The sequence below is a fragment of the Pantoea sp. WEP genome (assembly GCF_041678305.1).
Taxonomy (GTDB): domain Bacteria; phylum Pseudomonadota; class Gammaproteobacteria; order Enterobacterales; family Enterobacteriaceae; genus Pantoea; species Pantoea dispersa.
In genome coordinates, this window is the sequence record NZ_JBGNXB010000001.1 from 249,594 (window position 1) to 266,847 (window position 17,254).

At 58.9% G+C, this 17,254-nt stretch carries 15 protein-coding genes; 9 read left to right on the forward strand and 6 right to left on the reverse strand.

The features are described from left to right. Positions 1–64: 64 nt before the first annotated feature. Entirely contained in the window at positions 65–706 is a 642-nt protein-coding gene (locus tag ABVR31_RS01150; protein ID WP_021508093.1) for a hydrolase, read from the forward strand. A gap of 1 nt (position 707) precedes the next feature. Here ABVR31_RS01150 and ABVR31_RS01155 read toward each other — a convergent pair whose 3' ends face one another. Next, on the reverse strand, positions 708–1,610 hold the full coding sequence (locus ABVR31_RS01155) for a LysR family transcriptional regulator (protein WP_125310614.1): 903 nt from the start codon (positions 1,608–1,610) through the stop codon (positions 708–710). Positions 1,611–1,705: 95 nt separating this feature from the next. Here ABVR31_RS01155 and ABVR31_RS01160 point away from each other — a divergent pair, with 95 nt between their 5' ends. Further along, on the forward strand, positions 1,706–2,527 hold the full coding sequence (locus ABVR31_RS01160) for an SDR family oxidoreductase (RefSeq protein ID WP_372771705.1): 822 nt from the start codon (positions 1,706–1,708) through the stop codon (positions 2,525–2,527). 39 nt (positions 2,528–2,566) lie between these two features. Here the strand turns inward: ABVR31_RS01160 and ABVR31_RS01165 are convergent, their stop codons facing one another. Continuing rightward, the gene (locus ABVR31_RS01165; protein ID WP_166720056.1) at positions 2,567–3,499 is read right to left on the reverse strand and encodes a nucleoside recognition domain-containing protein; all 933 of its coding nucleotides are present in this window, start codon (positions 3,497–3,499) and stop codon (positions 2,567–2,569) included. Between the two features lie 141 nt (positions 3,500–3,640). Then, on the reverse strand, positions 3,641–4,993 hold the full coding sequence (gorA, locus tag ABVR31_RS01170; protein ID WP_058770933.1) for a glutathione-disulfide reductase: 1,353 nt from the start codon (positions 4,991–4,993) through the stop codon (positions 3,641–3,643). Positions 4,994–5,123: 130 nt separating this feature from the next. Here gorA and rnz point away from each other — a divergent pair, with 130 nt between their 5' ends. Continuing rightward, positions 5,124–6,035 carry a ribonuclease Z gene (gene rnz / locus ABVR31_RS01175; RefSeq protein WP_059012345.1) on the forward strand — a complete coding sequence of 304 codons (912 nt, stop codon included), beginning with the start codon at positions 5,124–5,126 and terminating at the stop codon, positions 6,033–6,035. Positions 6,036–6,038: 3 nt separating this feature from the next. On the opposite strand, the gene ABVR31_RS01180 is transcribed toward rnz, so the two are convergent. Beyond that, positions 6,039–6,881, reverse strand: a complete 843-nt coding sequence (locus ABVR31_RS01180) for a 23S rRNA (adenine(2030)-N(6))-methyltransferase RlmJ (protein ID WP_021508100.1) — start codon at positions 6,879–6,881, stop codon at positions 6,039–6,041. Positions 6,882–7,217: 336 nt separating this feature from the next. On the opposite strand from ABVR31_RS01180, the gene ABVR31_RS01185 reads away from it, so the two are divergent. The 4 genes from ABVR31_RS01185 (at position 7,218) to rsmJ (ending at position 12,920) form a co-directional block, all read left to right on the forward strand. Beyond that, positions 7,218–7,667 (forward strand): hypothetical protein, encoded by a 450-nt coding sequence (locus tag ABVR31_RS01185; protein WP_021508101.1) that lies wholly within the window; start codon positions 7,218–7,220, stop codon positions 7,665–7,667. Between the two features lie 133 nt (positions 7,668–7,800). Continuing rightward, a complete protein-coding gene (locus ABVR31_RS01190; protein ID WP_371221889.1) occupies positions 7,801–9,903 on the forward strand; it encodes a hypothetical protein in 2,103 nt (700 codons plus the stop codon). Between the two features lie 216 nt (positions 9,904–10,119). Continuing rightward, complete coding sequence (gene prlC / locus ABVR31_RS01195; protein WP_371221890.1) at positions 10,120–12,162, forward strand: oligopeptidase A; 2,043 nt, start codon at positions 10,120–10,122, stop codon at positions 12,160–12,162. Positions 12,163–12,170: 8 nt separating this feature from the next. Continuing rightward, complete coding sequence (gene rsmJ, locus ABVR31_RS01200; RefSeq protein ID WP_058759341.1) at positions 12,171–12,920, forward strand: 16S rRNA (guanine(1516)-N(2))-methyltransferase RsmJ; 750 nt, start codon at positions 12,171–12,173, stop codon at positions 12,918–12,920. Between the two features lie 115 nt (positions 12,921–13,035). Here rsmJ and uspA read toward each other — a convergent pair whose 3' ends face one another. Beyond that, positions 13,036–13,473 (reverse strand): universal stress protein UspA, encoded by a 438-nt coding sequence (gene uspA / locus ABVR31_RS01205; RefSeq protein ID WP_021508107.1) that lies wholly within the window; start codon positions 13,471–13,473, stop codon positions 13,036–13,038. 422 nt (positions 13,474–13,895) lie between these two features. On the opposite strand from uspA, the gene uspB reads away from it, so the two are divergent. Continuing rightward, the gene (gene uspB / locus ABVR31_RS01210; protein WP_010618665.1) at positions 13,896–14,231 is read left to right on the forward strand and encodes a universal stress protein UspB; all 336 of its coding nucleotides are present in this window, start codon (positions 13,896–13,898) and stop codon (positions 14,229–14,231) included. Positions 14,232–14,309: 78 nt separating this feature from the next. Here uspB and pitA read toward each other — a convergent pair whose 3' ends face one another. After that, on the reverse strand, positions 14,310–15,809 hold the full coding sequence (gene pitA / locus ABVR31_RS01215; protein WP_021508108.1) for an inorganic phosphate transporter PitA: 1,500 nt from the start codon (positions 15,807–15,809) through the stop codon (positions 14,310–14,312). Between the two features lie 240 nt (positions 15,810–16,049). On the opposite strand from pitA, the gene ABVR31_RS01220 reads away from it, so the two are divergent. Beyond that, a complete protein-coding gene (locus tag ABVR31_RS01220) occupies positions 16,050–17,234 on the forward strand; it encodes an NAD(P)/FAD-dependent oxidoreductase (RefSeq protein WP_141496761.1) in 1,185 nt (394 codons plus the stop codon). The last annotated feature ends 20 nt before the right edge of the window (positions 17,235–17,254 follow it).

The window sequence follows — 17,254 nt, forward strand, 5'->3', positions numbered from 1 at the left end:
TTTCTCTAAAGTTTATTCCAGCAGCACAACACACAAATTTAAAACCACTTTAGAGGAAACTATCATGTCTAAACTCGACCTGCTTGACCCACAGAACTCAACCCTGATCTTCATCGACCATCAGCCACAGATGGCGTTTGGTGTCGCCAATATTGACCGCCAGCAGCTCAAAAATAACACCGTCGCCCTGGCGAAAGCGGGGAAAATTTTCGACGTGCCGGTGATTTACACCTCGGTAGAAACGGAAAGCTTCAGCGGCTACATCTGGCCAGAACTGCTGGCGGTGCACCCGGAATCGAAGCCGATTGAGCGTACCTCCATGAACTCCTGGGAAGACGCGAAATTTGTCGAGGCGGTAGAGAAAACCGGTCGTAAAAAACTGATCATCTCGGCGCTGTGGACCGAAGTGTGCCTGACTTTCCCGGCCCTGATGGCGCTGAAAGCCGGTTATGAAGTGTATGTGGTGACCGATACCTCCGGCGGCACCAGTGTTGATGCGCACGAACGTTCCGTGCAGCGCATGGTGCAGGCGGGTGCGGTGCCGGTGACCTGGCAGCAGGTGCTGCTGGAGTACCAGCGCGACTGGTCACGCAAAGAGACCTACGATGCGGTGATGGATCTGGTGCGTGAGCACAGCGGTGCCTACGGCATGGGCGTCGACTACGCCTACACCATGGTGCACAAAGCGCCGCAGCGTCAGGGCTGATTCAGCGGTGGTGCGGCAGGCGGGCTTTCAATGCGTCGATAAACAGCCGCAGCGCCATCGACTGATGCCGGTTCGGCGGGAACCACAGCGCGATTCCCGCCGACTGAATGCGCCAGTCGGCCAGCAGCTCCACTAATTTCCCCTGCTGCAGTGCCTCGCTAACGTACAGCGAAGGCACGAACGCAATCCCTGAACCGTTGATGGCCGCGCGCGCCATCAGCGCGTTATTGTCTAACGTCAGCGTACCCGGCACGTCAATCTCCAGGCTTTCTTCCGCTCGCTGATACTCCCAGCGATAGCGTTTGCCCCCGGGCAGGCGATGACGAATACACTGCTGCTGCAGTAAATCCTGCGGCTGACGCACCGGCGCGTGCGCCGCCAGATAGTCGGGCGAGGCCACGGTAACGAAGGTCAGCGGGCCGCCGAGCGCAATCGCCACCATATCCTGCGGCACATCTTCAATCAGCCGGATGCCGGCATCAAACCCGGCGGCGGTGATATCCACCAGCGCGCCCTGGGCGGAGAAATCAAGCTGAATACCGGGATAGCGCGCGCTGAACTCGGGCACCACCTGATCCAGCAGCAGGCCAATCACCACATCGCTGGCGCTGATGCGCAGCGTACCGTACTGCTGCTGGCGGCTCAGGCTGACGTCGTGCAGCACCTCATCCATCTGATTGAGCAGCGGCGCGAGGCGCTGTAATAGCTGCTCACCAGCGTCGGTCAGCGACACGCTGCGTGTGGTGCGCTGAAACAGCTGCACGCCGAGGTTGTGCTCCAGCGTTTTCACCAGGTGGCTGAGCGAAGAGCGCTTCAGGCCAAGCAGCTCGGCGGCGCGCCGGAAGCTGCGCTGCTCGCCCAGCGTTTTGATCGCCTGCAGTTCGTGCCAGGAAGGGCGTTTCATTGGTGGTATTTCCTCACCAGGTCATGTGCGATTGGGGAGATTATGACCACCAGTAAAGCGATCTATCATCAGGTTTTCAACATGAGGAGCGCAAAATGAAAACCTGGTTAATTACCGGTGCCAGCAGCGGACTGGGCCGACTGATGAGTGAACGTTTACTTGAGCGCGGCGATCGCGTGGTGGCAACGGTGCGCCGCGAGCAGGCGCTGGCCGATTTGCAGCAGCAATATAGCGATCGGCTGCTGGTGATGCGGCTGGATCTGGCCGAAACGGCCAGTATCGCACCGGCCATCGCCACCGCCTTTGCCCGCGTCGGGCGTATTGATGTGGTGGTAAGCAACGCCGCTTACGGTCTGTTTGGCGCGGCGGAAGAGCTCAGCGATGCGCAGATTGCACGCCAGATCGCCACCAATCTCACCGGATCGATCCAGCTGATTCGCGCCGTCATCCCGCATTTGCGCCAGCAGGGCGGGGGCCGCATTGCGCAGATCTCGTCCGAGGGCGGTCAGGTGGCGTATCCCAATTTCAGCCTGTATCACGCCAGCAAATGGGGCATTGAAGGTTTTGTCGAAGCGGTGCGCCAGGAAGTGGCCAGCTTTGGTATTGAGCTGCTGCTGGTGGAGCCGGGCCCGACCGTCACCAACTTCGCCAGCGGGCTGGATATCGCCGCGCCGCTCGATGCCTATCGTGACAACGCATCCGGTCAGTTGCGTCGGGCGATTGAAGCGGGTGACTTTGCTATATTGGGTGATGCCGGAAAATGCGTGGCGGCCACGCTGGCGACGCTGGATCAGGAAACGATGCCGCTGCGGCTGGCGCTGGGCAGCACGGCCTATCAGCACATCGAAGCCGCGCTGGAAGCCCGGCTGGCAGAGCTGCGCGCGCAGAAAGCGCTGGCGTTTGGCGCGGATGCGTAAGTCTGTTGCTGCGGCAAAATCCTGACCGGTAAACCGGCATCAGAACAGCAGGCTGTGCGCCGTGGCGCGCAACGCAATGCCGAGCAAAATGCCGGGCACGGCGAAGCGGAACAGGCGCGGAAAACGGCTGGAGAGACCGAGGAAAATGCCGATGCCGGGCAGGTCGAAGGTCTGAATCAGCAGGCCTGCGGAGGCGTTGATGTTGTGCGCACTGTACTGCCCCTGTTCGACCAGACCGGCAACCACGCCGTAATAGGCGGTGCCGCCGGCCAGGCATTTGGTCAGCGCGGGCAGCACATACACCTCGGCGATATGCAGTTTGTTTAACAGCGGTGCCAGCAGCTGCGTCAGCAGCTCAATGGCGCCGGCACTCTTCAGGATGCCCACCACCGACAGCGAAAGGATCAGCATCGGCAGCGAACCGAGCGCGAGGCGAATGGCGTCGGCACCCGAGGTGTTGATGATGGCGATCAGCCCCGGCTTCGTGTCGCTGTTCTCCACTCCCTGGTCTTCATCGCGCAGCGCGACGTCGGAAAGTTTGCGGGCAAAAAAATGATAGGTTGAGGCGGCCGCCAGCACGCCGCCGCTGATGGAGAACAGCAGCGCGGCGCTCCAGTTGAGCCCGTCAGGAATCAGCGGATAAAAGGCGTTGGCCTGGCCCATCGCAAACAGCATCGCCAGCGTGGCTGCCATGTGGCGGTCTGACGTGCCGCGCTTCTCCATGATCGCCAGCGCGGCGAGCGGTGCGGCAAAGCTGACAAAATTTAACTGGATGAGTGCGAACAGTGCCAGGCCGGTAATCCCCAGCGGCTTCAATAACGGCGTGGCGTGGCGTACGACAAAATCCAGCACGCCTTTCACTTCGAGGTATTTCATGATGAATAGCATCACCACCATGATGGGAATCAGGGTGTAAAGCGCGACGTCGACCGCGGCTTTGCCCGACTCCATAATTATGCTGATGATATTCACGTGCTGACGTCGTCCCGTTACCGCAAAACGCTGGCCGTCGGGCCAGCAAAGCAAAAATCATAGCGGGTATGCGCGCTGTTGAGTAGTCAGCAAACAAAAAAGCCCCCAGGCGGGGGCTGCGATGATGGCGCTGAAGCGGTGTTAGCGCATGGTGACGAACTCTTCTGCCGCCGTCGGATGAATCGCCACGGTGTTGTCGAAGTCTTTTTTGGTGGCGCCCATCTTCAGCGCCACCGCAAAGCCCTGCAGCATCTCATCCATGCCGTTGCCGATACCGTGAATACCCACAATCTTCTCTTCCGGCCCCACGCATACCAGCTTCATGCGGCACGGCTGACGGTGCTGGGTCACGGCGGTATACATGGCGGTGAACGACGATTTGTACACTTTCACCTGATCGTCGCCATACTGCTCACGCGCCTGCGGCTCGGTCAGACCGACGGTGCCAATCGGCGGATGGCTGAACACCACGGTGGGAACGTTGCTGTAGTCGAGATGCTCGTCCGGCTTGTTATTAAACAGGCGTTCGGACAGGCGACGGCCTGCCGCCACGGCCACCGGCGTCAGCTCGACCGCACCGGTGTTATCACCTACCGCATAGATGCCTTTGACGTTAGTGTTCTGGAACTTGTCGACCTGAATGTAGCCTTTGTCATTCAGCGCCACACCGGTCACCGCCAGGTTGAGATTATCGGTAGCGGGCTCGCGGCCAATTGCCCATACCAGGCAATCCACCGTCTGCTGCTGGCCGTTTTCCAGCTGCAGCGTCAGGCTGCCGTCAGCATTCCTGATCACCGCTTTCGGGATCGATTCGGTGTGCAGCGTCGGACCTTCCGCCTGCATCACTTCTACCAGTGTCTCAACAATCAGCGGGTCGAAGCTGCGCAGCGGCGCATGCTGACGCACAAACAGGTGAGTTTCTGCGCCCAGCGCATTCACCACGCCGGCCAGCTCTACCGCAATGTAGCCTGCGCCGACTACCGCAACGCGTTTTGGCAGCGCCTCCAGCTCAAAGAAGCCGTCGGAATCGATGCCGTACTCTGCGCCCGGCACCTGTGGATGGCTGGGACGCCCGCCGGTGGCGATCAGGATATGGTCGGCGGTAATGGTCTCGCCGTTCACTTCCACCGTGTGGGCATCGACAAAGCGCGCGAACCCTTTGATCACTTCCACCTGGTTTTTACCCAGCACGTTGTCGTACGAGGTGTGGATACGGTCGATGTAGGCGCTGCGATTTTTCACCAGCGTTGACCAGTCAAAGCGATTAACGGTGGTATCAAAGCCGTAATCCGGACCGTACAGGTGAATTGCTTCGGCGATTTGCGCCGCATGCCACATCACTTTCTTCGGTACACAGCCGACGTTGACGCAGGTGCCGCCCAGCTCTTTCGCTTCGATCAGCGCGCACTTCTGGCCATACATCGCCGCACGGTTAATGGAGGCGATACCGCCGCTGCCGCCGCCAATGGCGAGGTAATCAAAATGTCTGGTCATCCGTTGTGTCCATCTGTTGGAGGAAAACTGGCATAGAGTGTAACGCCGCTTCAGTTACCGGCGCAAAGTTTGCACCTATGTATGTAATAGGGTTGAATGCCGGCAAGGGGTTGGCTTAAAGGAACTTATCATGCACCTGACATTTCTTGGTACCGGCGCGGGCGCGCCCAGCCTGCAGCGCAACGTCACCGCCATTGCGCTGACGCTGTCGAAACGCGGTGAGACCTGGCTGTTCGACTGTGGCGAAGCGACGCAGCATCAGTTTATGCGATCGGCGCTTAAGCCCGGCAAGCTGGAAAAAATCTTTATTACCCATTTGCATGGCGATCACATCTTTGGCCTGCCGGGTCTGCTCACCAGCCGTTCGATGGCGGGCCTGACCGAGCCGATGACGCTGTACGGTCCGAAAGGATTGCGCCAGTTTGTCGACACCGCGCTCAGCCTGAGTGGCTCTTATACCGGCTATCCACTGGAGATTGTCGAGATCGAAGCCGGTCCGGTGCTGGATAACGGTGAGTTTCGCGTCACTGCTTATGCGCTGAACCACGTGGTCGAGTGCTATGGCTACCGCATCGAACAGCATGATAAGCCAGGCTTCCTTGACGCACCGCGCCTGAAGGCGGAAGGCGTGCCGCGCGGCCCGTGGTATCAGGATCTGAAACAGGGCAAACGCATCACGCTGGAAGATGGCCGCGAGATCAACGGCGCCGACTATCTTGGCCCGGCCACCAAAGGCAAAGTGCTGGCGATCTTCGGCGATACCGGCCCTACCGAGGTGGCGTTGCAGCTGGCGGCGAACGCCGATGTGATGGTGCATGAAACCACGCTGGAAGCGGCGATGGCGGAAAAAGCCAACGGGCGCGGCCACTCCACGACAGTGCAGGCGGCCAGCGTGGCACAGCGCGCTGGCGCAAAACGCATGATCGCTACGCACTTTAGCTCGCGCTATTTGTCACAGGATCGGGAAAGGCTGCTGGCTGAGTGCCAGTCGGTGTTTCCGGCCACCGAACTGGCCCATGATTTTGCGATATTTGAGGTGTAGCGCTTATTCCGGCACGATTTGCGTCACGCTGTAGTGACCGGTGCCGGCGGGCACCAGCTTCTGGTGCAGCCACGGCAGCAGCTCTTCCATCTGCGCTTTCAGCTTCCACGGCGGGTTGATGACAATCATCCCGGACGCGGTCATGCCGCGCTGATCGCTGTCCGGACGTACTGCCAGCTCGATCTGCAGAATATTGCGGATGCCGGTGGCTTCCAGATCCTTCAGCATGTGCTTGATCTGCTGGCGCAACACCACCGGATACCACAGCGCATAGACACCGGTGGCGAAACGTTTGTGACCTTCCTGAATGCCTTTCACCACATCCTGATAATCGCTTTTCATTTCGTACGGCGGGTCGATAAGGATCAGGCCGCGACGGGTCGGTGGCGGCAGTTTGGCCTTCAGCTGCTGATAACCATCCGCGCGTTCAACGCGGGCGCGCGCATCTTTACTGAACTCACTGCGCAGCAGCGGGTAATCGGTCGGATGCAGTTCGGTGAGCTGCAGCTTATCCTCGTCGCGCAGCAGATGGCGGGCGATCAGCGGCGAGCCAGGGTAATAGCGCAGCGTACCGGTTGGGTTGAGGTTGCGAATCGCCGCCAGATAGGGCTTCAGCAGCGCCGGTGCGTCCGGCTGTTGCCAGATACGCGCAATGCCTTCCAGATATTCGCCGGTACGTTCGGCGTGCTCACCGCTCAGCTGGTAACGTCCGGCACCGGCGTGGGTGTCCAGATAGAGGAAAGGTTTCTCCTTCTCCATCAGGGCGGTGAGGATCAGGCTTTCAACGGTGTGTTTCAGCACGTCGGCGTGGTTGCCGGCATGAAAACTGTGGCGATAACTCAGCATAAAAAAGAGGGGTCCGCGGTTGGATCAATGAAGTCGAATAGATCGTGTGTGGCGCGATTATAGCCGCGCCGCATAAAAATTGCTGACGTTTTACCATCCGCTTAAGTTTTCAGCGCCCGGGTCGCTTTAGCGGAATGCGACCGGTCTGGTAGAGAACTAATTTCACTTAGGGATAATTCGACTCTCGAAATTTTACCGCAGATTAAGTAAGTTAGTAGCCGAAAACGAAGCGGTCGCGAGCGAAATGCCAGGAATGCGTCTCTGGCAAGGAAACTTTTCGGCCATGGCCGTATAATTTTTTGCTTCAAGCATCCTTAATAACTCCTGGTGACAATAATGAAAAAAATGACTGGTATCGCGGTGGCAAGCCTGCTGGCACTGGCCGGCTGCGCGAAACAACAGCCTGTTCATAGCCTGGTAACGCCGCCCGCCGCCGACGCTCAGCCGATGGCTGAATCCGCTGCACGGCCTGACGGCCAGCCGTTTGTAACCGAAGCGCCAGCCCAGCCGGCCGCTGCCTCGTTCGCTGACGATCGCGCCAGCAACATTCAGCAGTGCCGTAAAGAGCTGGATGCGATGCGTCTCTACAGCCAGGCGTCTTACGACAGCTACCAGGCGGAATTCCAGAAAATTGGCGCGCAGACCAACAAATATCTGCAGATTAAAGATTCGATCGGCGCGGATATTAACGATTTAGTCATGCCGCGCTATCAGTTCCAGATCCGTGAACTGTGCTTCCGCATTAAAACCCGTCTGTCACAGCTGATTATTCGCCAGGCCGGTTAACAATAACGGCGTAAGCCGACCCCTTTTTTAACAGCGCGACAACCTCGCGCGGTGGATGGCTTCATCTCAATTAACATATTGAGATGAGGCCTTTTGTTTTCTTAGCGGCAAGGAGCCGCGACTGGAGGTTTTGATGACACAGCGTCATCTGCTGGCGGTGCTGATTAGTGCGGCCTTACTGCTACCCGGACAGGCCGCGTCAGCGGCTGATGATGACATGCTGCGCGCGTTTAGCGAAGCAGCGCGCACCCTGCCGCCGGCACCGGCAGCAAAACCACAGCCACCTGCAAAACCGGCCGCTAAACCGGCGGCGAAAACCGTCAGCAAGGCAGAGAAAAAAGCCGCAACAGCGCCCGATCACAGTGCGGAACTGACGCGTCTGCGCGCCCGCGTGGCGGAACTCGAAAAGCTGTCTGCGGCACCTGCGGTGAAAGCGGATGATGTGTTAAAGGCGCAGCTGGCCGCCAGCGACAAAAAACTGGCAGCGCTCAGCGCGGAGAAGCAGCTGCAGGAGAAAAACATTGCCACGCTGCAGCAGGCGCTGAAAGAGGCACAGCAGCAGCAAAGCACCGGCAGCGCCCAACTGATGAAGCAGCTCAACGACGCGCGCGCGGCGGCCACCCAGAGCGCCGACGCGCTGAAGGCGCTGAAAGCGGAAAACGACAAGGCGCTGGCGGCGCTGCAGGCAGAGAGCAAAAAGCAGCTCAGCGCCCAGCAGGCGGCAAGCGACAAAAAGCTGGCGGCGCTCAGCGCGGAGAAGCAGCAGCAGGAGAAAAACATCGCCACGCTGCAGCAGGCGCTGAAAGAGGCACAGCAGCAGCAAAGCTCCGGCAGCGCCCAGCTGACGAAACAGCTCAGTGACGCGCGCACGGCCGCCACCCAGAGCGCCGACGCGCTGAAAGCGCTGAAAGCGGAAAACGACAAGGCACTGGCGGCGCTGCAGGCAGAGAGCAAAAAGCAGCTCAGCGCCCAGCAGGCCGGGAACGACAAAAAGCTGGCAGCGCTCAGCGCGGAGAAGCAGCAGCAGGAGAAAAACATTGCCACGCTGCAGCAGGCGCTGAAAGAGGCTCAGCAGCAGCAAAGCACCGGCAGCGCCCAGCTGACGAAACAGCTCAGCGACGCGCGCGCGGCGGCCACCCAGAGCGCCGATGCGCTGAAGACGCTGAAAACGGAAAACGACAAGGCGCTGGCGGCGTTGCAGGCTGAGAGCAAAAAGCAGCTCAGCGCCCAGCAGGCGGCAAGTGACAAAAAGCTGGCGGCCTTACAGGCAGAAAACGACAAGGCGCTGGCGGCGCTGCAGTCTGAGAGTAAAAAGCAGCTCAGTGCTCAGCAGGCGGAAAGCGATAAAAAACTGGCGGCATTACAGGCTGAAAGCAAACAGCAGCTCAGCGCACAGCAGGCTGAGAGCGCCCAAAAACTGGCCGCGCAGCAGACTGCAAGCGACAAACAGCTGAAAGCGTTACAGTCTCAGCAGACGGAAAGCGAGAAGAAGCTCACCGCGCTGCAGACGCAGCAGGCCGAGCGTGAAAAACAACTCGCCGCGCTGGATAGCGAAAAACAGCAGCAGGCGCACAACCTGGCGCAGCTGACGCGGGAACTGGAGGCGGCGAAGCAGCAACCGGCCGCCGCACCAAAACTTTCTGCCCCGAAAAGCGATGCTGAACGCGATGGTTACACGCTGGGTCAGTTCATCGCCAGCAATGCGGTGGTGCAGTTGCAGATGGTCAAAGACATCGGCCTCAGCATCAGTATGGATCAGCTGATTGCCGGCTTAACCACCCAGCTGCAAAGCGGTGATTCGCTGCTTGATGGCGAAGAGATGGCGCGCCGTTACGCCACCATGCAGGCCTCCATTGGCAAAGGACTGAACGCACTGATTGAAAAAGGTTACGCGCAGCTGGACAAGAAAGTGGCGAAGCGTAAAGCGCTGAAGAAAGATCTCGGCATGCAGTGGTTTGCGGTGAAAAGCGTGAAAGGCAAACTGCTGCCGGACCAGCAGGCGGCGGTCAGCGTCCGCGTCACCACCCTGAGCGGCAAGGTAATCAATGATTTTTCGCACGATCAGGTGCCGTTCAACGACAGCCTGCCGCCACTGTTGCAGGAAGGCATGTCGCTGACCGGTAAAGGCGGCGCAGTGGAAGGCTGGGCGCTGGCGAAAGATATTTACGAGCGCGAGCCGCTGCCACCGTGGGTCGCGCCGTATGATGTGATCCATTATCAGCTGACCATCAAATAACCTCTGGCCCGCCGTCTGGCGGGCTTTTTTTTCAACATTGCGCAATAAATCGCGCCGCTACCGATACGTGCACTTATTGTAGCGGCGCGATTCATCGCGCGTTTTTCTCTCTGCCCTTGCGGGTGGCATTGATTTTCCCCTCGTCTGGCCGCATGTTAGTAAAATTGCGTCGCGCCCCTGCGCGCGGCCCCACTCCATGATGAAAGGACTGCGCTTATGACCAATCCGTTACTCACGCCTTTTACGCTACCGCCTTTTTCCGCCATCAAACCTGAGCACGTGGTTCCCGCTGTAACTGAAGCGCTGAACGACTGTCGCGCGGCGGTGGAGCGCGTAGTGGCGCAGGGCGCGCCTTACACCTGGGAAAATTTAGTCCAGCCGCTGGCAGAAGTGGACGATCGCCTGGGCCGCATCTTCTCGCCGGTCAGCCACCTCAACTCGGTAAAAAACAGCCCGGAACTGCGCGAAGCCTATGAGCAGACGCTGCCGCTGCTGTCCGAATACAGCACCTGGGTGGGCCAGCACGAAGGCCTGTATCAGGCGTATCGCAACCTGCGTGAGGGCGAGAGCTACGCACAGCTGGATACCGCGCAGAAGAAAGCGGTGGATAACAGCCTGCGCGACTTTGAGCTGTCCGGTATCGGCCTCGATAAACAGAAACAGAAACGCTATGGCGACATCGCCGCGCGCCTCTCCGAACTGGGATCGGCTTACAGCAACAACGTGCTGGACGCCACCATGGGCTGGAGCAAACTGATCACCGACGAAGCCGAGCTGGCGGGCATGCCGGAGAGCGCACTGGCCGCAGCCAAAGCGCAGGCGGAAGCCAAACAGCAGGAAGGCTGGCTGCTGACGCTGGATATCCCGAGCTATCTGCCGGTGATGACCTACTGTGACAACGCCGCGCTGCGTGAAGAGATGTATCGCGCCTATTCCACCCGTGCCTCCGATCAGGGCCCGAACGCCGGTAAATGGGACAATGGCCCAATCATGGCGGAAGAGCTGGCACTGCGCCACGAGCTGGCCGAGCTGCTGGGCTTTGACTCGTTCGCCGACAAATCGCTGGCGACCAAAATGGCGGAAAGCCCGTCTCAGGTGATCGACTTCCTGAACGATCTCGCTAAACGCGCGCGTCCGCAGGGTGAAAAAGAGCTGGCGCAGCTGCGTGCCTTTGCCAAAAAAGAGTTTGGCGTGGATGACATGAATCCGTGGGATCTCACCTATTACGGCGAGAAGCAGAAGCAGCATCTGTACACCATCAGCGACGAACAGCTGCGTCCGTACTTCCCGGAATCACGCGCGGTGAACGGTCTGTTTGAAGTGGTGAAGCGTATTTATGGCATCACCGCCAAAGAGCGTACCGATGTGGATGTTTACCATCCGGACGTGCGTTTCTTCGACCTGTTCGACGAAAGCGGCGAGCTGCGTGGCAGCTTCTACCTCGACCTTTACGCGCGCGAGCACAAGCGCGGCGGCGCGTGGATGGATGACTGCGTCGGGCAGATGCGTAAAGCCGACGGCAGCCTGCAGAAGCCGGTGGCGTACCTGACCTGTAACTTCAACCGTCCGGTCCAGGGCAAACCGGCGCTGTTCACTCACGATGAAGTGACCACGCTGTTCCATGAGTTCGGCCACGGTCTGCACCACATGCTGACGCGCATCGAAGCGCCGGGCGTGTCCGGCATCAACGGCGTGCCGTGGGATGCGGTCGAGTTGCCGAGCCAGTTTATGGAAAACTGGTGCTGGGAGCCGGAAGCGCTGGCGTTTATCTCTGGCCATTACGAAACCGGTGAGCCGCTGCCGAAAGCGCTGCTGGATAAAATGCTGGCGGCGAAGAACTATCAGGCGGCGCTGTTCATTCTGCGTCAGCTGGAGTTCGGCCTGTTCGATTTCCGTCTGCATACCGAGTTTGATCCGGCGCAGGGCGCGCAAATCCTCGAAACCCTGCGCGAAGTGAAAAAACAGGTTGCCGTGGTGCCGAGTCCGGAGTGGGGCCGCTTCCCGCACGCCTTCAGCCACGTGTTTGCCGGTGGCTACGCGGCGGGTTACTACAGCTATCTGTGGGCCGACGTGCTGGCTGCCGATGCCTATTCGCGCTTCGAAGAAGAGGGCATCTTCAACCGTCAGACCGGTCAGTCGTTCCTCGACAACATCCTGACGCGCGGCGGTTCTGAAGAGCCGATGGAGCTGTTCAAACGCTTCCGCGGCCGTGAACCGCAGCTGGATGCGATGCTGGAACACTACGGAATTCAGGGATAAGCCTGCTTGTGAAGATCGGTTTAGTGGATGAAACAGGCGCCGGAGACGGCGCCTTATTACATTTGGCGCAGCGCTGGGGGCTGGAGCAGGACGACAGCGCCACGCTGGCGCTGGTGCTGACAGCGCAGCATCTGGAGCTGCGTAAAGTGGACGAGCCAAAGCTTGGCGGCATCTTTGTCGATTTCGTTTCCGGCGCGATGGCGCACCGGCGCAAATTTGGCGGCGGACGCGGCGAAGCGGTGGCGAAAGCGGTGGGCATCAAAGGGGATTACCTGCCCGACGTGGTGGATGCAACGGCAGGACTGGGGCGTGATGCCTTTGTGCTGGCCGCGCTGGGCTGTCGCGTGCGCATGCTGGAGCGCCATCCGGTGGTCGCGGCGCTGCTGGAAGATGGTTTGCGGCGTGGCTATGAAGATGCGGAGATCGGCGGCTGGCTGCGCGAGCGCCTGACGCTGCTGCATGTGGTCAGTCAGCAGGCGCTGAGTGATATCACGCCGGCACCGGACGTAGTGTATCTCGATCCGATGTATCCGCACCGGCAGAAAAGCGCGCTGGTGAAGAAGGAGATGCGGGTGTTTCAGTCGCTGGTGGGGCCGGACGAGGATGCCGATGCGTTGCTCGAACCGGCGCGCCGTCTGGCGAAGAAGCGCATCGTGGTGAAGCGCCCGGATTACGCACCGCCGCTGGCCGGCGTCGCCACCCAATCGGCGGTGGTGACCAAAAGCCACCGTTTCGATATTTATCCGCCGTTGGTTTAGGCGGTGCGGCAATAAAACAGGTCGGCATCAATGCCGACCCTACAGCGTTTATGTTCATTGCAGGGGCGCCATTGAGGGCGACCGAATCCGGTCCCGGCGACCCCACGCCTCGTGATTATTCCTCTTCCTCGTCGCGCAGCGGCACAATCAGCATATCGATATGCACGGTATTGATCAGCTGGCGCGCTGACGACATCAGCTTGCTCCAGAAATCCTGATGATGGCCGCACACCACCAAATCGACATCGTATTTTTTAATCGCGTCCACCAGCACCTGGCCGAGATCGCCGCTGCCGCTCAGGGTTTCGCTAATCGGATAACCGGCGTTGGTGGAAAGCTCGCGCAGCGCGGTGTGTGTCTCTTCCGAAATACGCTTCTGCATATCGCCGAGGTTGACGTCAATCAGCCCGGTGTAGAGATCTGAATAGTTCACATCAACGTGAATCAGCGAGATTTTTGCATCATAAGGACGGGCCAGTGATACCGCTTTATCAACCAGTAACTGGCTTTCCGGGGAAAGGTCTACTGCAATCAGGATGTGTTTATAAGCCATGATAAAACTCCTTTCTCAAGATTCTGGGGCAACCCGAATTTCTGCCGTTCGGCTGGCGTAATCCTTTGCGCGTAACGGCGATGAAGCGCCACCAACCACAATGTCAGCCACGCAGGCGAATAATTGTTATATCCCGAGTATAGCCAGAGTGGGTAGCAAATGCTGCAAACCGAAGCCCGGCTGTGAGTCAGATCATGGGTTATCGCTTTTTTCGCTCGCGCTGAACGAAAATCATCGCTGGAAAAAATTTAAACAGATCTCCTACACTGAAAATGAGGGCCACTCCCGTCCGGGTAGCGCGCTCAGGTCCGCATAACAACAATGCAATTCGATTCATCTGTGGCTGGCTTATTTCCCGTGGGGCGTCTGCAGCTTTTCCCCGCTGCAGGTAACGTCATTGCGGCTCCAGCCGGGAGGGGAACATGATCAGCACTATCGCGCTTTTTTGGGCTCTGTGTGTGGTTTGTCTGGTGAATATGGCGCGTTACTTCTCATCGTTGCGCTCACTGCTGGCGGTGCTGCGCGGGTGCGATCCGTTGCTGTATCAGTATGTTGATGGTGCCGGTTTCTTTACATCCCACGGTCAGCCGAGCAAGCAGGTGCGGCTGGTGCGCTATATCTGGGAGAAACGCTATCGCGATCATCACGACGATGAATTCATTCGTCGCTGCGAGCGGGTGCGCGGTCAGTTTGTTCTGACCAGCGGGCTGTGTTTTCTGGTGGTGGTGAGCCTGATCGCTTTAGCGATTTGGCACTGAGAGGGGGAGCGGGTTCTGTCGCGGCGCGCTGTGTTGTATTCGCAACGCACCACTACAGAACCCTGCAACGCTGAAGCGTTAAATCAGCTTCAGCGCAATCCAGTACAGCGAGCCAGACAGCAAAATACACACTGGCAGGGTGAATACCCAGGCCATTGCGATATTTTTGATGGTGCGGCTTTGCAGACCGCCGCCATCCACCAGCATGGTACCGGCAACCGACGATGACAGAATGTGCGTGGTCGAAACCGGCATCCCGGTGTAGCTGGCGATACCAATCGACACCGCAGCCGTTACCTGGGCCGACATGCCCTGCGCATACGTCATGCCTTTTTTACCGATCTTCTCGCCGATGGTGGTCGCCACGCGGCGCCAGCCAATCATGGTACCGATGCCGAGCGCCAGCGCGACCGCCACGATAATCCATACCGGCGCATACTCGATGGTGCCGAGCAGATCACCTTTCAGCTTATTGAGGAAGCGCTTATCGTCCGCGCTGGTCTCCGGCAGCTTAGCGGCTTTGTCCGCGGTGTCGGAGATGCACAGCAGCAGACGACGCATCTGACCGCGCTGGTCAGGCGTGAGATCGCTGTAGCTCTGCAGATTACCCAGCAGACCCTGCGCACGGTTAATCGCATCGAGCGCACGGGAGCTATCACAATGGAACTCCTGCGGGCCGCCGAGCGACTCTTCCGGCGTCGGCACCGCCGGTGGTGCCATCTGCACGATGTGCGTCAGCGACTGGCCGTGCTGCTGGTAATACTGCTCAAGATGATTCACCGCATCGCGCGTACGGGTGATGTCATAACCGGAGGCATTCATATTCACCACAAAGCCCGCCGGCGCGACGCCAATCAGCACCAGCATGATCAGGCCGATGCCTTTCTGACCGTCGTTGGCACCGTGCGAATAGCTCACGCCAATGGCGGAGACAATCAGCGCGATACGCGTCCAGAACGGCGGCTTTTTCTTGCCGTCGATCTTCTCGCGGTCAGCAGGCGTCATGTGGATGCGAGCCCGTTTTTTGGTGCTGCTCCAGTAGCGACGCAGCAGGAAAATCAGGCCACCCGCAATGATCAGACCAACAATCGGCGACAGAATCAGGGAGAGGAAAATATTGATGACTTTCGGCAGATTCAGCGCATCCACCACCGATGTGCCGGTCATCAGCGCATTGGTGAGACCAATACCGATGATGGCGCCGATCAGCGTGTGCGAACTGGACGCCGGTAAGCCGAGATACCAGGTACCGAGGTTCCAGATAATCGCCGCCAGCAGCATGGAGAACACCATGGCGAGCCCATGCGCCGAACCGACATTCAACAGCAAATCGGTTGGCAGCATATGCACGATGGCATAGGCCACGCTCAAACCGCCGAGTAGCACACCTAAGAAGTTGAACACACCGGCCATCACAACCGCCAGTTGCGCCCGCATCGCACGGGTGTAAATGACTGTAGCGACCGCGTTGGCAGTGTCGTGAAAGCCGTTGATTGCTTCGTAAAACAACACAAACAGCAGAGCAAGAACCAATAACAGGCCGGTGCTTAGGTCAAGACCAGCAAACAGATGTAGCATAAACGTTACGCCATTTTGGAGGACATGAACGCGGCGCATTATCTGCGACAACGTGCGCTATGGGAAAGAAAAATATAGCTCTTTTTTGTCTTAAATTTGTCATCCGGCAGGTAATTAATGGCAAAAAGACCGCAAAATGAGCAAGTTACAATATGACACATTTACGGCAATTTTTTGTCGCTGGCGCGAAAAGCCGCAGATCTCTACAATCAGCGCCTTTCAATCAGGTGGGTTAAGGCAGTGGAAAAGTTTGACGTTATCATTATTGGTGCAGGCGCGGCCGGCATGTTCTGCGCGGCGCAGGCCGGGCAATTAGGCCGTCGCGTGCTGCTGCTGGATAACGGCAAGAAGGCAGGGCGCAAAATTCTGATGTCCGGCGGCGGCCGCTGCAACTTCACTAATCTGTACACCGAACCGGCGGCGTATCTGTCGCATAATCCGCACTTCTGCAAATCGGCGCTGGCGCGCTACACCCAGTGGGATTTTATCGATCTGGTTAATCGTCACGGCATCGCCTGGCACGAGAAAACTCTCGGCCAGCTGTTCTGCGATGATTCGGCGCAGCAGATTGTTGATCTGCTGCTGAAGGAGTGTGAAGCCGGCCAGGTGACGCTGCGACTGCGCAGCGAAGTGCTGAGCGTGGCGCGCGACGACGACGGTTACACGCTGCAGCTGAATGGCTCGGCGGTGCAGGCGAAAAAGTTGGTGATCGCCAGCGGTGGTCTGTCAATGCCGGGACTGGGGGCAACGCCGTTCGGATATAAGGTGGCGGAACAGTTTGGCCTGCGCGTCCATCCGACGCGCGCCGCGCTGGTGCCATTTACGCTGCATAAGCCGCTGCTGGAGCAGCTGAACACACTTTCCGGCGTGGCGCTGCCGACCACCATCACCGCTCAGGACGGCACGCTGTTTAAAGAGGCGATGCTGTTTACCCACCGCGGCCTGTCCGGTCCGGCGGTGCTGCAGATCTCCAGCTACTGGCAGCCGGGCGAGTTTGTCACCGTCAACCTGTCGCCGGAGACGCCGCTGGACGATTTTATCGACGTGCAGCGCGCGGCGCATCCCAACCTCAGCCTGAAAAACAGCCTGGCGAAGATCCTGCCGAAGCGGCTGGTGGAAGTGCTGCAGGAGCTGCAGCAGATTCCGGACGTAACGCTGAAGCAGCTTAACAGCAAGCAGCAGAGCGAGCTGGTGACTACGCTGCACCAGTGGCGCGTGCAGCCAAACGGCACCGAAGGCTATCGTACCGCCGAAGTGACGCTGGGCGGCGTGGATACCACGCAGCTGTCGTCTAAGACCATGGAAGCACGTGATGTGCCGGGGCTCTATTTCATTGGCGAAGTGGTGGACGTGACGGGCTGGCTCGGCGGCTACAATTTCCAGTGGGCGTGGAGCTCGGCGTGGGCGTGCGCGCAGGCGGTTTAATTTTTTATAGTCGAGTGGTT